The sequence below is a fragment of the Streptomyces orinoci genome (assembly GCF_003121295.1).
Classification (GTDB): domain Bacteria; phylum Actinomycetota; class Actinomycetes; order Streptomycetales; family Streptomycetaceae; genus Streptomyces; species Streptomyces orinoci.
In genome coordinates, this window is the sequence record NZ_PHNC01000029.1 from 991,991 (window position 1) to 1,007,567 (window position 15,577).

Annotated in this window: 18 protein-coding genes; 4 read left to right on the plus strand and 14 right to left on the minus strand. The window is 71.2% G+C overall.

The genetic code is table 11. The features are described 5' to 3' along the window. Positions 1 to 74: 74 nt before the first annotated feature. The 5 genes from CV755_RS19260 to CV755_RS19280 form a co-directional block, all read right to left on the minus strand. On the minus strand, positions 75 to 860 hold the full coding sequence (locus tag CV755_RS19260) for a neocarzinostatin apoprotein domain-containing protein (RefSeq protein ID WP_422070570.1): 786 nt from the start codon (positions 858 to 860) through the stop codon (positions 75 to 77). Between the two features lie 371 nt (positions 861 to 1,231). Then, the gene (locus CV755_RS34280; protein WP_153068704.1) at positions 1,232 to 2,026 is read right to left on the minus strand and encodes a hypothetical protein; all 795 of its coding nucleotides are present in this window, start codon (positions 2,024 to 2,026) and stop codon (positions 1,232 to 1,234) included. After that, entirely contained in the window at positions 2,023 to 2,820 is a 798-nt protein-coding gene (locus CV755_RS19270; RefSeq protein WP_241561293.1) for an LPXTG cell wall anchor domain-containing protein, read from the minus strand. The genes CV755_RS34280 and CV755_RS19270 overlap by 4 nt, the downstream gene beginning before the upstream one ends. Before the next feature lie 171 nt (positions 2,821 to 2,991). Then, positions 2,992 to 3,489: an ATP-binding protein gene (locus CV755_RS19275; protein WP_109281438.1), complete on the minus strand. Its 498-nt coding sequence runs from the start codon at positions 3,487 to 3,489 to the stop codon at positions 2,992 to 2,994. Positions 3,490 to 3,710: 221 nt separating this feature from the next. Next, positions 3,711 to 4,055, minus strand: a complete 345-nt coding sequence (locus CV755_RS19280) for an STAS domain-containing protein (RefSeq protein ID WP_109281439.1) — start codon at positions 4,053 to 4,055, stop codon at positions 3,711 to 3,713. A 296-nt stretch (positions 4,056 to 4,351) separates the two neighbouring features. On the opposite strand from CV755_RS19280, the gene CV755_RS19285 reads away from it, so the two are divergent. Further along, positions 4,352 to 5,242, plus strand: a complete 891-nt coding sequence (locus tag CV755_RS19285; protein WP_109281440.1) for an RNA polymerase sigma factor SigF — start codon at positions 4,352 to 4,354, stop codon at positions 5,240 to 5,242. 93 nt (positions 5,243 to 5,335) lie between these two features. Here the strand turns inward: CV755_RS19285 and CV755_RS19290 are convergent, their stop codons facing one another. After that, positions 5,336 to 5,710, minus strand: coding sequence for a winged helix-turn-helix transcriptional regulator (locus tag CV755_RS19290; protein ID WP_109281441.1), 375 nt, complete (start codon positions 5,708 to 5,710; stop codon positions 5,336 to 5,338). Between the two features lie 74 nt (positions 5,711 to 5,784). On the opposite strand from CV755_RS19290, the gene CV755_RS19295 reads away from it, so the two are divergent. Continuing rightward, positions 5,785 to 6,468, plus strand: a complete 684-nt coding sequence (locus tag CV755_RS19295) for an NADPH-dependent F420 reductase (RefSeq protein WP_109281442.1) — start codon at positions 5,785 to 5,787, stop codon at positions 6,466 to 6,468. 395 nt (positions 6,469 to 6,863) lie between these two features. Here the strand turns inward: CV755_RS19295 and CV755_RS19300 are convergent, their stop codons facing one another. The 3 genes from CV755_RS19300 to CV755_RS19310 form a co-directional block, all read right to left on the minus strand. After that, positions 6,864 to 7,241 (minus strand): DUF6415 family natural product biosynthesis protein, encoded by a 378-nt coding sequence (locus CV755_RS19300; protein ID WP_153068705.1) that lies wholly within the window; start codon positions 7,239 to 7,241, stop codon positions 6,864 to 6,866. A gap of 36 nt (positions 7,242 to 7,277) precedes the next feature. Further along, positions 7,278 to 7,616 (minus strand): hypothetical protein, encoded by a 339-nt coding sequence (locus tag CV755_RS19305; RefSeq protein WP_109281444.1) that lies wholly within the window; start codon positions 7,614 to 7,616, stop codon positions 7,278 to 7,280. Positions 7,617 to 7,710: 94 nt separating this feature from the next. Continuing rightward, positions 7,711 to 8,913, minus strand: a complete 1,203-nt coding sequence (locus CV755_RS19310; RefSeq protein ID WP_109281445.1) for a helix-turn-helix domain-containing protein — start codon at positions 8,911 to 8,913, stop codon at positions 7,711 to 7,713. 443 nt (positions 8,914 to 9,356) lie between these two features. On the opposite strand from CV755_RS19310, the gene CV755_RS19315 reads away from it, so the two are divergent. Continuing rightward, positions 9,357 to 10,157 (plus strand): DNA-binding protein, encoded by an 801-nt coding sequence (locus tag CV755_RS19315; RefSeq protein WP_109281446.1) that lies wholly within the window; start codon positions 9,357 to 9,359, stop codon positions 10,155 to 10,157. Here CV755_RS19315 and CV755_RS19320 read toward each other — a convergent pair. Further along, complete coding sequence (locus CV755_RS19320; RefSeq protein WP_109281447.1) at positions 10,154 to 10,453, minus strand: hypothetical protein; 300 nt, start codon at positions 10,451 to 10,453, stop codon at positions 10,154 to 10,156. The genes CV755_RS19315 and CV755_RS19320 overlap by 4 nt on opposite strands. A gap of 141 nt (positions 10,454 to 10,594) precedes the next feature. Between CV755_RS19320 and CV755_RS19325 the strand changes: the two genes are divergently transcribed. After that, positions 10,595 to 10,945 carry a hypothetical protein gene (locus CV755_RS19325; protein ID WP_109281448.1) on the plus strand — a complete coding sequence of 117 codons (351 nt, stop codon included), beginning with the start codon at positions 10,595 to 10,597 and terminating at the stop codon, positions 10,943 to 10,945. A gap of 37 nt (positions 10,946 to 10,982) precedes the next feature. Here the strand turns inward: CV755_RS19325 and CV755_RS19330 are convergent, their stop codons facing one another. From CV755_RS19330 to CV755_RS19345, 4 genes are all read right to left on the minus strand, one after another. Then, positions 10,983 to 11,681: an aspartate/glutamate racemase family protein gene (locus tag CV755_RS19330; RefSeq protein WP_109281449.1), complete on the minus strand. Its 699-nt coding sequence runs from the start codon at positions 11,679 to 11,681 to the stop codon at positions 10,983 to 10,985. Between the two features lie 67 nt (positions 11,682 to 11,748). Then, positions 11,749 to 12,948, minus strand: a complete 1,200-nt coding sequence (gene hutI / locus CV755_RS19335; RefSeq protein ID WP_109281450.1) for an imidazolonepropionase — start codon at positions 12,946 to 12,948, stop codon at positions 11,749 to 11,751. A gap of 50 nt (positions 12,949 to 12,998) precedes the next feature. Continuing rightward, the gene (locus tag CV755_RS19340) at positions 12,999 to 14,372 is read right to left on the minus strand and encodes a formimidoylglutamate deiminase (protein WP_193553429.1); all 1,374 of its coding nucleotides are present in this window, start codon (positions 14,370 to 14,372) and stop codon (positions 12,999 to 13,001) included. Then, positions 14,363 to 15,550: an allantoate amidohydrolase gene (locus tag CV755_RS19345; RefSeq protein ID WP_109281451.1), complete on the minus strand. Its 1,188-nt coding sequence runs from the start codon at positions 15,548 to 15,550 to the stop codon at positions 14,363 to 14,365. The genes CV755_RS19340 and CV755_RS19345 overlap by 10 nt, the downstream gene beginning before the upstream one ends. Positions 15,551 to 15,577 lie beyond the last annotated feature (27 nt).

Below are 15,577 nucleotides of genomic sequence, written 5' to 3' on the forward strand. Positions count from 1 at the left end.
TACCAGGCCCCGGTGCTCTCCAGCGCCGGGGCCTTGCGCATGCGCGCGTGGGTGGGCTGGACACCGGCGCCCGTTCAGTCCCGGCCCCGCACCCGCACGGTTCCGGGCCGGAACCAGGGCAGGCCGTTGCTGCCGCCCTTAGCGGGAGCCCTGCGGGGGGTCGCCGGGAACGCCCGTCCCACTCCCCACATCCCCGCCCGGTAGACCAGCACCGCCCCTACGACTCCTGCCAGCACCCAGAACACCACTACGCCCCATGGGCGGGGCACGTCCCACGGCTGCTCCACCAGCACCCGGCCCTCGTGGCGCAGCGACACCTCGTACGCTCCGTACGCTCCGGCCGGCAGCTCCACCGGCAGGGAGATCCGCGCCTTGCGGCCCGGCGCGACCGTGCCGCGCCATTTGTGGCGCTCCCATTCCGGTGCCAGGACGCCGTGTGCGGTGCCGAGTTCGAAGACGGGGTCGCGGACCGCCGCCTCCCCGGCGTTTCCCACGGTGAGCACCAGGTGCCGCTGGGGCGGTGCGCCGAACCAGGTCAGCAGCGAGCTGCTGCCCTGCAGCCGGGCGTCCAGGACTCGCAGCTGCCCCTGCGGCAGCGGGGCCTCTGGGTGTCCGCTGATCCGCAGCGCGGCGTCCACTGCCGCCCGGGCGCCCAGCACGGTGGCCACATGCACCACACAGGGGCAGGGCTTGGGCGGCGCCGCCACGGTCAGGCTGCGGCTGAACGCGCCGTCCGCGCCGGTGGTGACCGTGCGCCCGTCCGCGTTGGCGCAGGCATTGCTGCCGCCGATCATGTTCTGGCCGCAGATCACCAGGGTGAGGAGGGCGGCGGGGCGCCAGCCCGTGCCGGAGACGATCACGCTCTGACCGGGGGCTGCGGTGCTGCGGTCCAGGGTTGCGGTGGGCGGCTCGGGGGGTGCGGTGGGGTTCCGGGTGCGGGCTGTGTGTGGCTGATCGCGCAGTTCCCCGCGCGCCTGGTTGGGTGCCCCGAGCGCTTTCCTGAGCCTCTGGGGGCCGGACGCGGGCGCCGTGGGGCGGTCGGCTGCATTGCCGGTGCGGGTTGGCTGTGGCTGATCGCGCAGTTCCCCGCGCCCCTGGTAGGGCGCCCCGGCTGCGGCCCCGCGTGCCTGGTAGGGGGCCTCGGTTCGGGTTGGGGGGTGATGGGGGGCGGGTGTGGGGGGTGGTGGGCAGAGGAGGGTCAGGAGGAGGAGGACGCTCTGGGCCCGGCGCATCAGGGGGTTCTCCGGCGGCGGGTGTGCCGGTGGCGGGCGGCCAGGGCGGCCAGGAGGACGGCCGCCGCGCCGGTCGCCGGGCGCAGCCAGGGCAGGGGGGTGTAGGTGCCGGAGGCGGAGACCTGGTCCGCGCCGGGGGCGGCGGCCGTTACCCGGACCCGGACGCGGTCCTCCAGGCGGGGCGCGTCCGGCCACTGTTCCGTCAGCCAGACGCTGCGTCCGGGCGCCAGCCGCCCGGGCACCCCATGGGCCCTACGCCGCCGCAGCGCCCGCCCCAGCAGCCCCTCGGCCTCGATGGACAGCCGCGGGGACAGCACCGTGGTGCCCCGGTTGGCCAGCCGGTAGCGGATCACCGCCCCGCCGCCGGTGCCGGTGACCGTCACCCGGTCCACCCCCAGCGCCGCCAGTCCGCCACCGCCGACCCGGACCAGTACCGGCACCCGGACCGTCCGCCCGTCCCCGCCGACCACCACCGCCGCCGTATGGTCGCCCTCCGCCGCCCCCACCGGGACGGTGACCGTCAGTGGCACCTCCGCCCGGGTACGGGGCGGCACCGACACCCGCCCGGCCGCCAGCGCCACCCAGGAGCCCGTGCCGCGCAGGGTGACCGTACGCACCCGGTCCCCGGGGTTCACCACGCTCAGCCGGTCCTGGAGCACCGTCCCCGGGCCGCCCTCCAGAACGAAGGCGCCGCGCCCGCCCGGACCCCCGCCCTCCACCACCGGCCCCGCCGTCCAGGGCGGCGGCGCACCGGCCAGCAGCAGCCCGGCCAGGGCCGCCGCGGCCGGGGTCACGGGGCGGTGCGCCGGCGCCGGGTCAGCCAGAGGAGGCCCGCGACGCCGGACAGCAGTACCGTTCCGCCCAGTGTGCCCAGGGCGAGGACCGAGTCGTCCGGACCGGTCTGCGGCAGATTCTGCCCGCCGGTGGTGGTCCCGCCGGCCGTTCCGCCCGTGGTGCTGGTCCCGCCCGTGGTGCCGGTGCTGCCGGAAGTCCCGCCAGTCGTGGACCCGTTGGTGGAGCCGTTGGTGGACCCCGTGGTCGAACCCGTGGTGCCGCCCGTGCTGTCGCCCCCCGTGGTCTGCCCGCCGGGCCCGCCCTGGCCCTTGACCTCCAGGGTCAGCGAGGGCCCCGGATGGTTGCCGGGCTCACAGGTCGTGGTGGTGCCCATCGCCTTGATGGTCAGGGTGGAGGCGGTGAGGGTGACCTTCCCGTTCACATTGCTCTTGGGCGTATAGGTGCCGGTCAAGTTGCCGATCTTTATCGGGGTGTTGGGCGGAATCGGCTGATCGTTCCCCGGTCCGGACACCGGCACCGTGCCGGTGTCCGCGCCGCCCAGCTGAATCACCGCGCTTGGCTGCATCACACCCTTGGGCAGCTCGATCGGGCTGCTGGAGACGCCCTTCTCGAAGGACATGGTGAGCTGGTACGAGCCACCCTTGGCCGCCGCCTTGATGTCGATGGGCGACACCGCGTTCTTGTCGCCGATCGGGGTCTTGCAGTGGTAATCGACGTCCACCGTCTGCGCCTTGGCATCCGGCGCGACCAGCAGCAGCGTGCCCGAGGCCAGCACCGCCGCGAGGGCCGTCACTCCGGCGCGGCTCCTGGGAAGAGGTTGAGCGTGGGACACCTGGGGTTCCCCTCTCACCCGGCGTCGTCAGCCGAAAGTTACTGACGACACATCAGATTCGGCCGCCGACGGTACGCCGGGGACCTTGAGGAGGGAAGACCCGGAACGAGCCGTACCCGAGACCCGCTCCGCTCAGGAGGGACCGGCCAGCTCGGCCCAGACGGTCTTGCCCACGCCCCCCTGGTGCCGTACGACTCCCCAGTCCATACAGAGGCGTTGGACGATAAACATGCCGTGCCCGCCCGGCCGTCCGGCCTGGTGCGGGCTGCGTGGCGTGGGCTCCCCGGCCCCGCGGTCGGAGACCTCCAGCCGCAGCGCCTTGCCGTCCCGGCTGACCATCAGCTCCTCCGGCCCGTCCGCGTGCAGGCAGGCGTTGGTCACCAGCTCGGAGACGACCAGCAGGACGTCCTCCGCGGCCGCCCGGCGGTCGGCGGTGGCCGCGGGCAGCCAGCCCCAGTCGTGCAGCGCCTGGCGGGTGAAGTCACGGGAGAGCGGCACTGCGCCGCTCACTCCGGCGAGGCGAAGCCGGCGGACCGGTCCGCCGGACCCCGGCAGACCGGGCTCGCCCGCGCCGCCCGGCTCCGGGCCGGGGTCCCCCGGCGCCGGCGGGTACGGCCGGGTGGTGCTCATCAGCGCTTCACCTCATCACCGATTCACCGATTGGAACTCTTGCAACGGTCGGTAGTGCACACAATGCACTCAGCTGGCTCCTGCCCGGCCGTCCGCCATGAACACCTTCGACTCAATGCGTGTGATGTGCGCTACGCAAGAGCGAGGGCGTCAGCGGTCCGGGCGCCGGGCCGGACTCACCTGGTGTAAGCCCGGGCTTACCCGATGTAAGTGGGGGCGGATCATTCGGCCAGCGCCGCGTCCAGGGTGTCGTGCACCGTGAACACCGCACCGGCCCCGGTGATCTCGAACACCCGGGCCACCACGGCGCCCATCGCCGCCAGATGCACCGAACCGCCCACGGCCTCGGCCTTCAGCCGGGCACCGAGCAGTACGTTCAGGCCGGTGGAATCACAGAACTCCAGCCGGGAGCAGTCCACCACGACCCGTGCGCCGGGCTCCTCGGCGCACGCCTCCAGAGGCTCCCTGAGCAACTCCGCCGTGTGGTGATCCAGTTCACCCGCCGGCGTCACGATCGCGTTCGCGCCGTGCCGCTGGACGTCCACCCGTAGCCGGGCCACGCTCATGCCGGCACCCCTTCCCTGGCATACCCGCATCCCATTGCGCGCGTCCCTTCGTGATGTGCCGTGTCGTTACGTGGTTGTGATGTGCCCGCGTGACACCGCCGAAACCCTACGCGTTCGATACGCCCAACGAAAACCGAACATCGGTCGATTAACGTCAAATCCGGACAACTTGCACTTGCCAAGCGAGCGTAAAGACCGATACGGCTAGATACGGACATCGATTCACCACGGACGGCTTGGAGGCGCCGCAAACCGCAGCACGAGCTTACGGCTCCGGCGGCCATACGCCGAGAAAGATGGAGGAGACCATGTCACCCCGGCTCGACGAACCGCGTTCCACCCTCCCCCGGGAGACCGACTCGTCGGCAATCATCACCGCAGCCCCGTCCGGACTCCCGGACCTCCCGCCCCCTGACGAGGTGGGACCGGTCGACGCACGGGCCCTTTCCAAGACCCTGTTCGCACGCCTCGAATCACTCGAGGAAGGCACCCATGAGTACGCCTATGTGCGCAACACCCTGGTCGAACTCAACCTGGCCCTGGTGAAGTTCGCCGCCTCCCGGTTCCGCACCCGCAGCGAACCGATGGAGGACATCATCCAGGTCGGCACCATCGGCCTGATCAAGGCGATCGACCGCTTCGAGCTCGGCCGTGGTGTGGAGTTCCCCACCTTCGCGATGCCGACCATCATCGGCGAGATCAAGCGCTTCTTCCGCGACACCAGTTGGTCGGTACGGGTCCCCCGGCGGCTCCAGGAACTCCGCCTGGACCTCGCCAAGGCGGGCGACGAACTCGCCCAGCGCCTGGACCGCTCGCCGACCGTCGGCGAACTCGCCGAGCACCTCGGGATCTCCGAGGACGAGGTGGTCGAGGGCATGAGCGCCAGCAACGCGTACACCGCGAGCTCCCTGGACGCCCAGCCCGAGGCCGATGAGCCGGAGGGCACGCTGGCCAACCGGCTCGGGTACGAGGACCACGACCTGGAGGGCATCGAATACATCGAGTCCCTCAAGCCCCTGATCGCCGAACTCGGCCCGCGGGACCGGAAGATCCTCTCCCTCCGCTTCGTGGCCAATATGACCCAGCTGGAAATCGGCGAGGAACTCGGCATCTCCCAGATGCACGTCTCCCGCCTCCTCTCCAGAACCCTGACCCGGCTCCGCCGGGGGTTGCTGGTGGAGGACTGACCTCCACGTCCGCCCCTCTCGCCGTGCGTCGCAGGGAACTTCCCTGCGGCGCACGGCATTTCACACGCCGGACGCGCCGGGAAACATCCGCGCTCACTCCGAGGGTGACCGGGGAACGGCGGTGCGTTCGGCTTCCTGGGCGGCCATGACCTCATCGCCATGCTCGAAGGCCCATGCTCCGAAAGCGTCGATGGGGGCCAGCAGAGTCCGGCCCAGGGTGGTGAGCCGGTACTCAACGCGCGGCGGCGCACCAGGAAGTTCCTGCCGGTCCACGAGTCCGTTGTACTTCAGGCGCCGCAGCGTCTCGGTGAGGACCTTGGAGCTGATCCCCCCGATCTGCCCGCGCAGTTCGACCGGGCGCCTGGGGCCTTCGCGCAGTGCCCAGAGCACAACAGCGTTCCAGGTGTTGGAGAGGAGATCGAAGGCGAGGCGGGCACGGCAGTCGGCGAGGAAGGCGTCGGTCGTCACCTACCAAATGGTGCCCGACGGGCCCTCTAGCGTCGTTGCGAACGGTCCAAGCAGGTCCTGGAAGGAAACGCGTGATGAGAATCGGCATATGGGGCACGGGCAACATGGCGGACGCGCTCGCCACCCACTGGGTCCGGGCCGGGCATGAGGTGGCCATCGGAGGGCGGGACGTACCCAAGGCGGAGCGGCTCGCAACACGCCTCGGCGGCGGTGCGAAGCCCGCAAGTCTGCGTGCGGCAGCCGAGTTCGGACAGGTGGTGCTGGCCGCGCTGCCCTTCGGCGCGGGGGAGAACACGGCACGCGAACTGCGGGCGGTCCTGGACGGCAAGGTGCTGATCGACTGTTCCAATCCGGTCGGTCCGGGCTTCCGGCTGCTGACACGGAGCGGCGTCTCGGCCGCACAGCAACTGGCCGCGGCGGCGCCGGAAGCCCATGTGATCAAGGCGTTCAATCTCTGCCATGAGGGCGTATGGCGCATGTCGCCGCCCGTCTTCGACGGGCGGCCACTGGCCGTTCCGGTCTGTGGCGACAACGAGACAGCCCTCGCCCTTGTACACCAGCTGGTACGGGATGCCGGCTGCGAACCCTTGGCCGGCGGCGGTCTGGAACGAGCCGGACTCCTGGAGGCGACCGCCGCGCTCTTCATCGGGCTATGGGTGGGCGAGGGAGCCGACGCCCAGGCGATCGCCCCTCCGCTGGCGTATGCCACCGGAGGGGGACACAAGGAGCCGGAAGACGCCGCGAGGGCTCTTCGTTAGGGGTTCTCCGGCCGCCCCGGGCAGCACCCGGCCGGTGGCCGCCGGCCGGGCCCCGGCCCCGCCGGCCATCGGCCGGGCGCCCGTTCAGATGTGGTGTGGGGCACGGAACGGCCGTCCGCCGCCTGGCACTTCACGGCGCGATGCCGGTTGGGTCCGGCACCGGACCGTAGTCTCCGCGGTGAGCCCCCTCGGTGCCGCCAGAAGCACCGGGTCCGAGTACACCTCCGCCATATGCCCCCAGGCGGTGGATCAGCTGCCCCACGGCCGGCATGTCGGCGCAGGACTCGAAGGCCCGCATCGCTTCAGTCAACTCGGCGACGAACAAGCGGACATCGGATTTCGGAAGAAGCCGCAACCATGGAAACGCTTCCCGTAGCTGAGCCTCGGGGCCGCCGTCACTCGTCCAGGCAGTCTACGAGCCGTCGGCAGGTCCGGCCGAGATCATCCATATACGCCGCCGCCGAGCGCAGCCCGCAACCGCCGTCCCGGTCCAGGTCGTCGCGGGCCCGGCCGATCAGAGCCACCCAGCCGAGCCAGGGCTCGGTACCTCGTTCGAGCTGACCGGCCCGGTTCTGCGCCTCCACAAGCATCAGTTGGAGGTGGCCGCGAAGGGTGTGGGTGATCTCGCGGATCTCGCTCGCCCGGGGCAGTGCCGCCCGCTCCTGCAGGGCGCGGCGGACCGTGGCGCGGATGGTCACCAGGTCGAGGGGGGTGTTCTCGCCAGCCACCATGGCGGTGATCGACGGCTGCTGTGGTGTGGGGGACGACGGCATGGCGGTCAATGGCTTCCGTTTCGCAGGGACATGCGGTTACTGGAGGTGGGTGAGCGTCGGGTTCTGCCCCGCACTTGCGGGAAAGTAGGCCGCGAAGGCCCGGTTGGCGATCAGCCAAGTGCGCAGCTGGGCCTTCGCCGGCGGGTGACAGGCGATCTCGTCTTCGCTGCCGGCGACCACGCCACGCACTTCCCAACCTTCCACGAGCCTCTCGACCTTGGGCCATGCCTCTCGGTCCGTACAGGTGGTCGTGATGGGGGCGGTGTCGTAAAGCGCCGCACGTACGACCCAGTCCCTGGCTTCGGCGTGATGGCGCAAGAACGCCATGGCCGCCGTGGGATCGCGGCCGTCCGGAAGGCATGCGTACAGCACCACAGGGACCCGCGAGGCGTTACTCACTGGCAGCGTCGGCGAGGTCCCGGCGACGGTTGGTTTCTCCCAGCGTCCGAATCATGCGGTAACCATGCCGCTACTCAACGCCGTCATTTACCCCGATGAGTTCGGATACCCGGCGCAGCCGGGCGATGGAAGCCTTGCCCACCTTCTGAACGATGACGCCCGGCAGGGCCTGGTGGCGAGCCCACTGCGGGGCCTTGGTGAGTGCCTCCTCCAGGGTGTCCAGCGAGGCATCCCACATCCGGGCATCCGCCTGCGCCATCGCCTTGTCCAGGGCATAGCGATTGCGGGCCGCCTCACTGAGCTGTGCGGTGTCGTGGATCGTGGCGGCGAGGGCAAGTGCCTTGCCGGTCCGGCCGAGTGCAACATTGATTCCCACGGCCTGCGTCGATGCCGTTACAGGCCCGAACAGAGTGCCGTGGGAACGGTGTTCCCGTCCCATGCGAGCCGCCGTGGCATGGGATTGCGACAGGAAGTCGGCCGCTCGTTCCTTGTCCCGCATGCGGGAGGCGACCACCGCCGCGAAGTTGATGTGGCTGCCATAGACAGTGAGTTGTTCCAGGGTCGCCTTCGAGAACCTGGGCTCGATGTCAACGGCCGCCCGCTCCGCCAGTTTGAGCGCATCGGGCAGCCGTGCGTCCCGCAGGTATACCCAGGAGCGTCCCGATGCCACCAGCGCGGGCCGCAGTTCGTCGGCCGAGCGCTCGGCGGCGGACTGGGCGTGCCCGATCGCCGCATAGGCCAGGTCCCGCGCGCCCACCAAGTTGGCCACATACGCCGCGATCCGGTAGGCATCGGCCAGCAGCCCCCAGCTCTCGTCCCGCTCGCCGGCGGGTTGGGCGTGCAGATGGGCGGCGGCCTGGCGCACCAGCGGACCGGCGACCGCCCCAGCCTCTGTGTAATGGCCCTTCCAGTAGAGCCGCCAGGACCGTTCGATCGCGACCCGAAGTTCGGCAGCACTGCCGCATTCCGCATCTTCCGGCAGCATTCCGGCCGCCGAGTCGTGCACGGCCTGGGACAGGGCCCGCAGCATCATGCGGTCCTCCTGCTCCATGGCCCGGCGCGGTGCCTGCTGGCCGAGGATCACGGAGGTATCGACCCCGAGTGCGTCGGCAATCTTCAACAGCGTGGGCAGGCCGAGCTGCTTGTCCTGCTCCGCCTTCTGGATCGTGACCAGGGAAAGGTCCGTCATCTCGGCCAGATCGGACTGGCGCACACCCTTGCCGCGCAGGATCTTGATGCGCTCGCCATTGCTGTAGTCGCTCCACTTGGGCATGGCCGGTCAACTCCGTTCCGGGAACGTCGCCTGCCCTTGCACGGTACCCATGCCGACGCATCGAGGCCCCTGTTGCTACCCCACTCAGCGTCGGGAATCCGTTGCCGAATCGCCTTGCAGGACAAAGGTTTTCCGACTCCCAGTTACGTGATGCCGGCGATCGTTGCGGGAGCGCCCCCTCCCAACTCACCGCGAGCGCGCCCAGATCGGGGAGTTCAGGACCCGGCTGGCCGCCAACCGGCGAGCCACGACGTCCAGTTAAGGAACCTTGGGGAGAACCGAAACCCCACCAACCCGGCCCGCTTCACCCCTTCAGGTGACTCGGTGGCAGATGCGCGGAAAAGGGCGGTACGGTCGCCGCACATCCCCAGACAGGACGACGGCCCCCGGCGGGACGGGCATCCACGCCGAGGGCCTGATCATCCAGGAACAGGACCTTCCCGATGACTGACGCACAGCCTACCGTCGAGGCCGCCCCGCCCTGCGGAGTCACCCACATCCGGTACCGCCACACCAAGCACTTCACCGTGGTCGGCAACCACCTCGCCCAGCACCCGGATTTGTCCGCCGTGGCGATCGGCCTCGGGGTCTACATCCAGTCCCTGCCGAATGGCGCGCCCGTCGGGATCAAGGACCTTGTCCGCCGCTTCCGGGAAGGCGAGATCGTCATTGCCCGTGCGCTGCGCGAACTGGAGTCGGCCGGGTACCTGGAGCGGACGCGGGTGCGCACCGGTGCCGGGCGGGTGATGACCCGTACCCGGTGGTACGAGCGGCCGGGTGCTCCGCCGCCACCGGTCGTGGACCTGGTGAAACGGCGCCCGGCGCGGAAGAGCGAGCCGGTGACGGCGCCGGATCCGCTGCCGCCGGTGGACGAACCGGCCGCCGAACTGCTCGCCGGACTGCGCCGCTTGGACCCTCGGCTGCTGCTGTCGGAGAAGGACGTACGCCGCCTGTCACCGGCCGTGCGCACCTGGCTGAACCGGGGCGTGGGCCCCGCGCAGATCGCGCGCACGCTGACGGCCGAGCTGCCGCCGACTGGAATCGGCTGGCCCGCCCGCCTGGTGGGCTACCGGCTCACCAACTGGCTGCCGCCCGCGCTGCCGGTGGTGCCGGTGGCACCGAGGCCCCAACGACCTGTTCCGCCACTGCCGTTCCAGACCTGCGACGGCTGTGAACGGGCCTTCCGGGCAAGCGCGCCCGGCCGGTGCCGGGAGTGCCGGGAAGCGATGGCGGAGGCGTCCTAGCTGCCCGGAGGGCCCTGTTCCTGCTGAGCAAGAACGAAGGTGCCTTGGCCCTCGGAGTCCAGTCCGGTGTCGAGAATCTTGTCGTCCAGAAAGGCCGCGGCCTGCGCGTCCAGGAAGATCCGCGATCCCTCGGCAGTCAGGACCTGATCCTGTTCGGCGGGAGCCGCGGCGACCGTCAACTCCAAGGTCCCGGCATCGTCGGTCGTGGAGAAGCGCAGCCCGGCGTCCGCCGGGGCGCCCTCCGCGCTGGTGATCGTGCGAACGGCCTCCGCGGCCGTGGGGGTGAGCATCAACATGGTCCGGCTCCTTTCCCGCAACAACACTCCTACACATGTCGCGGGCGTCGGCGATCGGGTGGAGCGTCGTACTCCCCCAGGGGACTCCTCCGCCGGGCGACGTTCATGCGTGCATACTCCGAACGAGTTACGGTTGGTGCGGTGACCAGGGAGATCCTGCCGGCGCCCGGCGCCGCCCCAGACCAGCACATGACCGTCTCAGGGACGCGGACAGAGCCGCATCTGCGGCTGGACGCCGCCCCCAGGGAGATCACGCACCTGGTGTGCTGCCGCGCCCCTTCATGGCGCCGCACGCTGTGCGGGGCGGAATCGGACACCGTCAACGTGGCAGCCGAGACGCTGTGCACCATGTGCGTGGAGCAGATCGAGACCATGTGGCCCGGCTGGCGGGCGGACCCGGAGTGGTTCTGCCCGGTGGACGGGCGGTCGTGCCCGGACGAGCATGAGATCGACCTGCGTATCGCCTGGGAGAGCGGTCCCCCGGCCCGGTAGCCCGCCGGGGTGGAGCCGTATGACGGGCCCCGGCCCCCTACGGGGCGCCCCCCAACGCCGCCTCGACCGCCGCCTGAGCGTGCAGCCGGGCCGTGGGGAAGACCGGGACCGGGCTGTGCTCCCGGCCGATCAGGAGCTCGATCTCGGTGCAGCCGAGGATGATGCCCTCCGCTCCGGCGGCCACCAGGTCGGCGATGACCCGCTGGTACGCCAGGCGGGACTCCTCTCGGACCTCGCCGAGGCAGAGTTCCTCGTAGATGACGCGGTGCACCAGGGCACGGCCCGGCTCGTCGGGGATCAGGACGTCCAGGCCGTTGGCCGCCAGGCGGCCCCGGTAGAAGTCCTGCTCCATGGTGAAGGCGGTGCCCAGCAGCCCAGCCCTGGTGCAGCCCGCGGCCCTGACCGCCTCGGCCGTGGCATCGGCGAGGTGCAGCAGGGGGACGGCGGTCGCGGCGGAGATCTGGTCCGCGACCTTGTGCATGGTGTTGGTGCACAGGAGGAGCAGGTCGGCACCCGCCGCTTCCAGGGACTTGGCGGCGGCGGCCAGGATCTCGCCCGCCTCCTGCCAGCGGCCGGCCACCTGGAGGCGTTCGATCTCCGCGAAGTCCACCGAGTACAGCAGGCACTTGGCGGAGTGCAGGCCGCCGAGCCGGTCCCGGGTCAGCTGATTGAGCAGGCGGTAGTACTCCGCGGTGGACTCCCAGCTCATGCCACCGAGCATTCCGATCGTCTTCATCGGGTCACTTTCATCGGCGTGTGGTGGTAGTGCAAGGGAATTCGGGGCAACCGGTCGGAGCTCATGCTCAAAGCTCCCGGACGCCCCGTCGCCACACCGCCGACACCAGTGGCACCCCCGGCCGGTAGGCCAGGTGGACATGGGACGGGGCGTCCAGCAGCGCCAGGTCCGCGCGGGCGCCCGGGGTCAGGCGGCCCACATCGGTGCGGCGCAGGGCCGCCGCGCCGCCTGCGGTGGCGGACCAGACCGCCTGGTCGGGGGTCATTCCCATGTCCCTTACGGCCAGGGCGATACAGAACGGCATGGAACTGGTGAAGGACGAGCCGGGGTTGCAGTCCGTGGAGAGCGCCACGGTGACGCCCGCGTCCAGCAGACGGCGCGCGTCGGGCCACTGGGCGCGGGTGGAGAACTCCGCGCCGGGCAGCAGGGTGGCCACCGTGTCGCCCTGGGCCAGGGCGTCCACGTCGGCGTCGGTGAGGTGGGTGCAGTGGTCGGCGGAGGCGGCGCCCAGTTCCACCGCCAGCTGTACGCCGGGGCCGTGGCCCAACTGGTTGGCGTGAACGCGAAGTTGCAGGCCGCGCGCCTTGCCTGCCGTCAGTACGGCACGAGCCTGGTCGCCATCGAAGGCGCCGCGCTCGCAGAACACATCGATCCAGCGGGCGTACGGGGCACAGGCGTCCAGCATCTCGCCGGTGACCAGGGCGACATAGCCCTCGGGGTCGCCATCGAACTCCGGGGCGAGGACATGGGCGCCCAGGTAGGTCACCTCGTCCACCTGGGCGGCCGCAATCCGCAGGGCGCGGGCCTCGTCATAAGTGGTCAGGCCGTAGCCGGACTTGGTCTCCAGGGTGGTGGTGCCCTGGCGTACCGCCTCGCGCACCAGGCGCACCAGACCGGCCTCCAGGTCCGCGTCGGAGGCGGCGCGGGTGGCGGCGACGGTGGTGCGGATGCCGCCCGCCCGGTAACTCTCGCCGGACATCCGGGCGTTGAACTCGGCGGTGCGGTCGCCCGCGAAGACCAGGTGGGAGTGGGAGTCCACAAAGCCGGGGAGGCCGCTGCGGCCGCCGGCGTCCACCCGGTTGTCAGTGGCGGGTGCTTTGCTGGTCTCACCGACCCAGGCGATGCGGTCTCCGTCGATGACCACCGCGGCGTCCTGGATCAGACCCAGTGGGCCCTTACCGAGGGAGGTGTCGTTGGTGACCAGACTGCTGATGTTGATGATGGCCGTGGTTGTGGTGGGGGTCGTGGTCACCGTGGCGGTCGTCATGGGGGCGCTGCTTTCCGTGCGTCGCTTCGGCGTTGGAGTGGGCGTGGGCGTCAGTCGTGCAGGGCGGCGATGGAGTCGGCCAGTTCCCGGGGGACGTCGGGTACCAGCAGGTGCGCTCCATCGCGTACGACATGGCGGCCGCCGACCACGGTATGCCGGATATCGGCGCCGGTCGCCGCGAATACGGCCGTTTCCGCAGCGAGTCGCGGGGGTGCGCCCGCGGTGCGTACCGAGTCCAGCGCCACGGTGCTGAAGTCGGCGAGCGCGCCGGGCTCGATCCGGCCGGCCTCCGGCCAGCCGAGGGTTGCATGGCCGTCGGCGGTGGCGGCGCGGAGCAGGGCGGCGGCGGTCCAGTGGCCCCGCTTGCCGGTGGCCAGGCGCTCGTTGAGTTCCATGGCGCGGGCCTCCTCCAGCAGGTCGATCACCGCATGGCTGTCGCTGCCCAGGGACAGCGGGCTGCCCGCCCGCTGGAGCCGGGCGGCGGGGCCGATGCCGTCGGCCAGGTCGCGCTCGGTGGTGGGGCACATACACACCCCGGTGCCGGTGGCCCCCAGGGTGTGGATGTCCTCCTCGGTGAGGTGGGTTGCGTGCACGGCGGTGGTACGGGGCCCCAGCACACCGTGGTCGGCCAGCAGCCGGGTGGGGGTGCGGCCGTGGGCGGCCAGGCATGCCTCGTTCTCGGCGGGCTGCTCGGAGAGGTGGACATGCAGGGCGGCGTCCCGCTCCTGGGCCCAGCCGGCGACGGTGGCCAACTGCCCTGCGGGCACGGCCCGTACCGAGTGGATGGCGGCGCCGATCCGGGCGTGCGGGGCGGGCTTGAGCGCCTCGGCCCGTTCGGCCCAGGCCTCCGCCGTGCGGTCGGAGAACCGGAGCTGGTGCGGGTTGGGCGGCTCACCGAAGCCGCTGGAGAGGTAGGCGGTGTCCAGGAGGGTGATACGGATGCCCGCTTCCCCGGCCGCGGCGATCAGGGCCTCGCCCATGGCGTTGGGGTTGGCGTAGGGCGTGCCGCCGGGGGCGTGGTGGAGGTAGTGGAACTCCCCCACGCAGGTGATTCCGGCCAGCGCCATCTCGGCGTAGACGGCGCGGGCGAGGGCGAAGTAGCTGTCGGGGGTGAGCCTTTCGGTGACGGAGTACATCACATTGCGCCAGGTCCAGAAGGAGTCCGGTGCCTGGCCGCCGGTTTCCCGCGTCTGCGGGGCGGCTTGGACGACTCCGCGCAGTGCGCGGTGGAAAGCGTGGCTATGGGCGTTGGCCAAGCCTGGGACCGTCAGTCCTCGCAGGGCCACCGCGCCCGGCGGTGGGGTGGCGACTCCCTTGCGGACGGCGGCGATCCGGCCGTCGGGGCCCGCCTCGATGGTGACGCCCGGTTCCACCAGGTCGCCGAGCCAGGCCTGTTCGGCCCAGTAGGTGGTGGTCACCGGCACGCCAGTTCCTCCAGTACCTCGGTGAGTGCGGTCACCCCGGCCAGGCAGTCGTCCTCGGTGGCCGATTCGGCGGGCGAGTGGGAGACGCCGGTGGGGTTGCGGACGAACAGCATGGCGGTGGGGACGGTTCCGGACAAGATCCCCGCGTCATGCCCGGCACCGGTGGGCAGCACGGGTACGTCGCCGAGCAGCTTGGCCAGCCGGTCGCGGAGGTCATGGGCGAACTCCACCACGGGGGTGAAGGACTCCCGGGTGACCGCTACCCGTACCCCGTCGCGCTGCCCGCGTTCGGTGGCGGCGCGCTCGATCTCGCCGACCACCTCGGCCAAGGTGGCCTCGTCGGCGGCGCGGGAGTCCAGCCAGCCGCGCACCAGGGAGGCGATGGCGTTGACCCCGTTGGGCTCCACGGTGACCTTGCCGAAGGTGGCCAGGGCCCCGGCCGGCCGGGCCTTTTTACGGGCGGCCAGCACGGTGTTGGCGTAGGTGAGCATGGGGTCGTGGCGGTCCTCGATACGGGTGGTGCCCGCGTGGTTGGCCTCGCCATGGAAGTCGAACCGCCAGCGGCCATGCGGCCAGATCGCGGAGGCGACGCCGACGGGGTGCGGTGTCTGTGCCAGGGCGCGGCCCTGTTCGACGTGGAGCTCCACGAACGCGCCGATGCGGGCGAGGCGTTCGGGGTCGGGGCCGATGGCCTCGGGGTCGTATCCGGCCCGTTCCATGGCCTGCGGGAGGGTGGTGCCATCGGCGTCGCGCAGGCGGTGCGCGGCCTCGGCGGTCAGCAGGCCGGCGGTCAGCCGGGAGCCGACACAGGCGAGGCCGAAGCGGGCGCCTTCCTCGTCACCGAAGTTGACGATGGCCAGGGGGCGGGTGGGCTGGGCGCCGCGGGCGCGCAGTTCATCCAGGGCGGCGAAGGAGGAGACCACGCCCAGGGGGCCGTCGAAGGCGCCGCCGTCGGGGACGGAGTCCAGGTGGGAGCCGGTGACCACGGCGTCACCGGCGGCGGGATCGCCCAGCCAGGCCCACTGGTTGCCGTTCCGGTCCACCTCGTAGGTCAGCCCGCGGGACTGGGCTTGTGCCTTGAACCACTCACGGCAGTCGGTATCGGCGCCGGTCCAGGCGTAGCGGCGGTATCCGCGGGTTTCGGGGTTCCGCCCGATAGGGCGAAGGTCCTTCCACATCTCGTGGAAACCGGTTGCGGGCAGTCG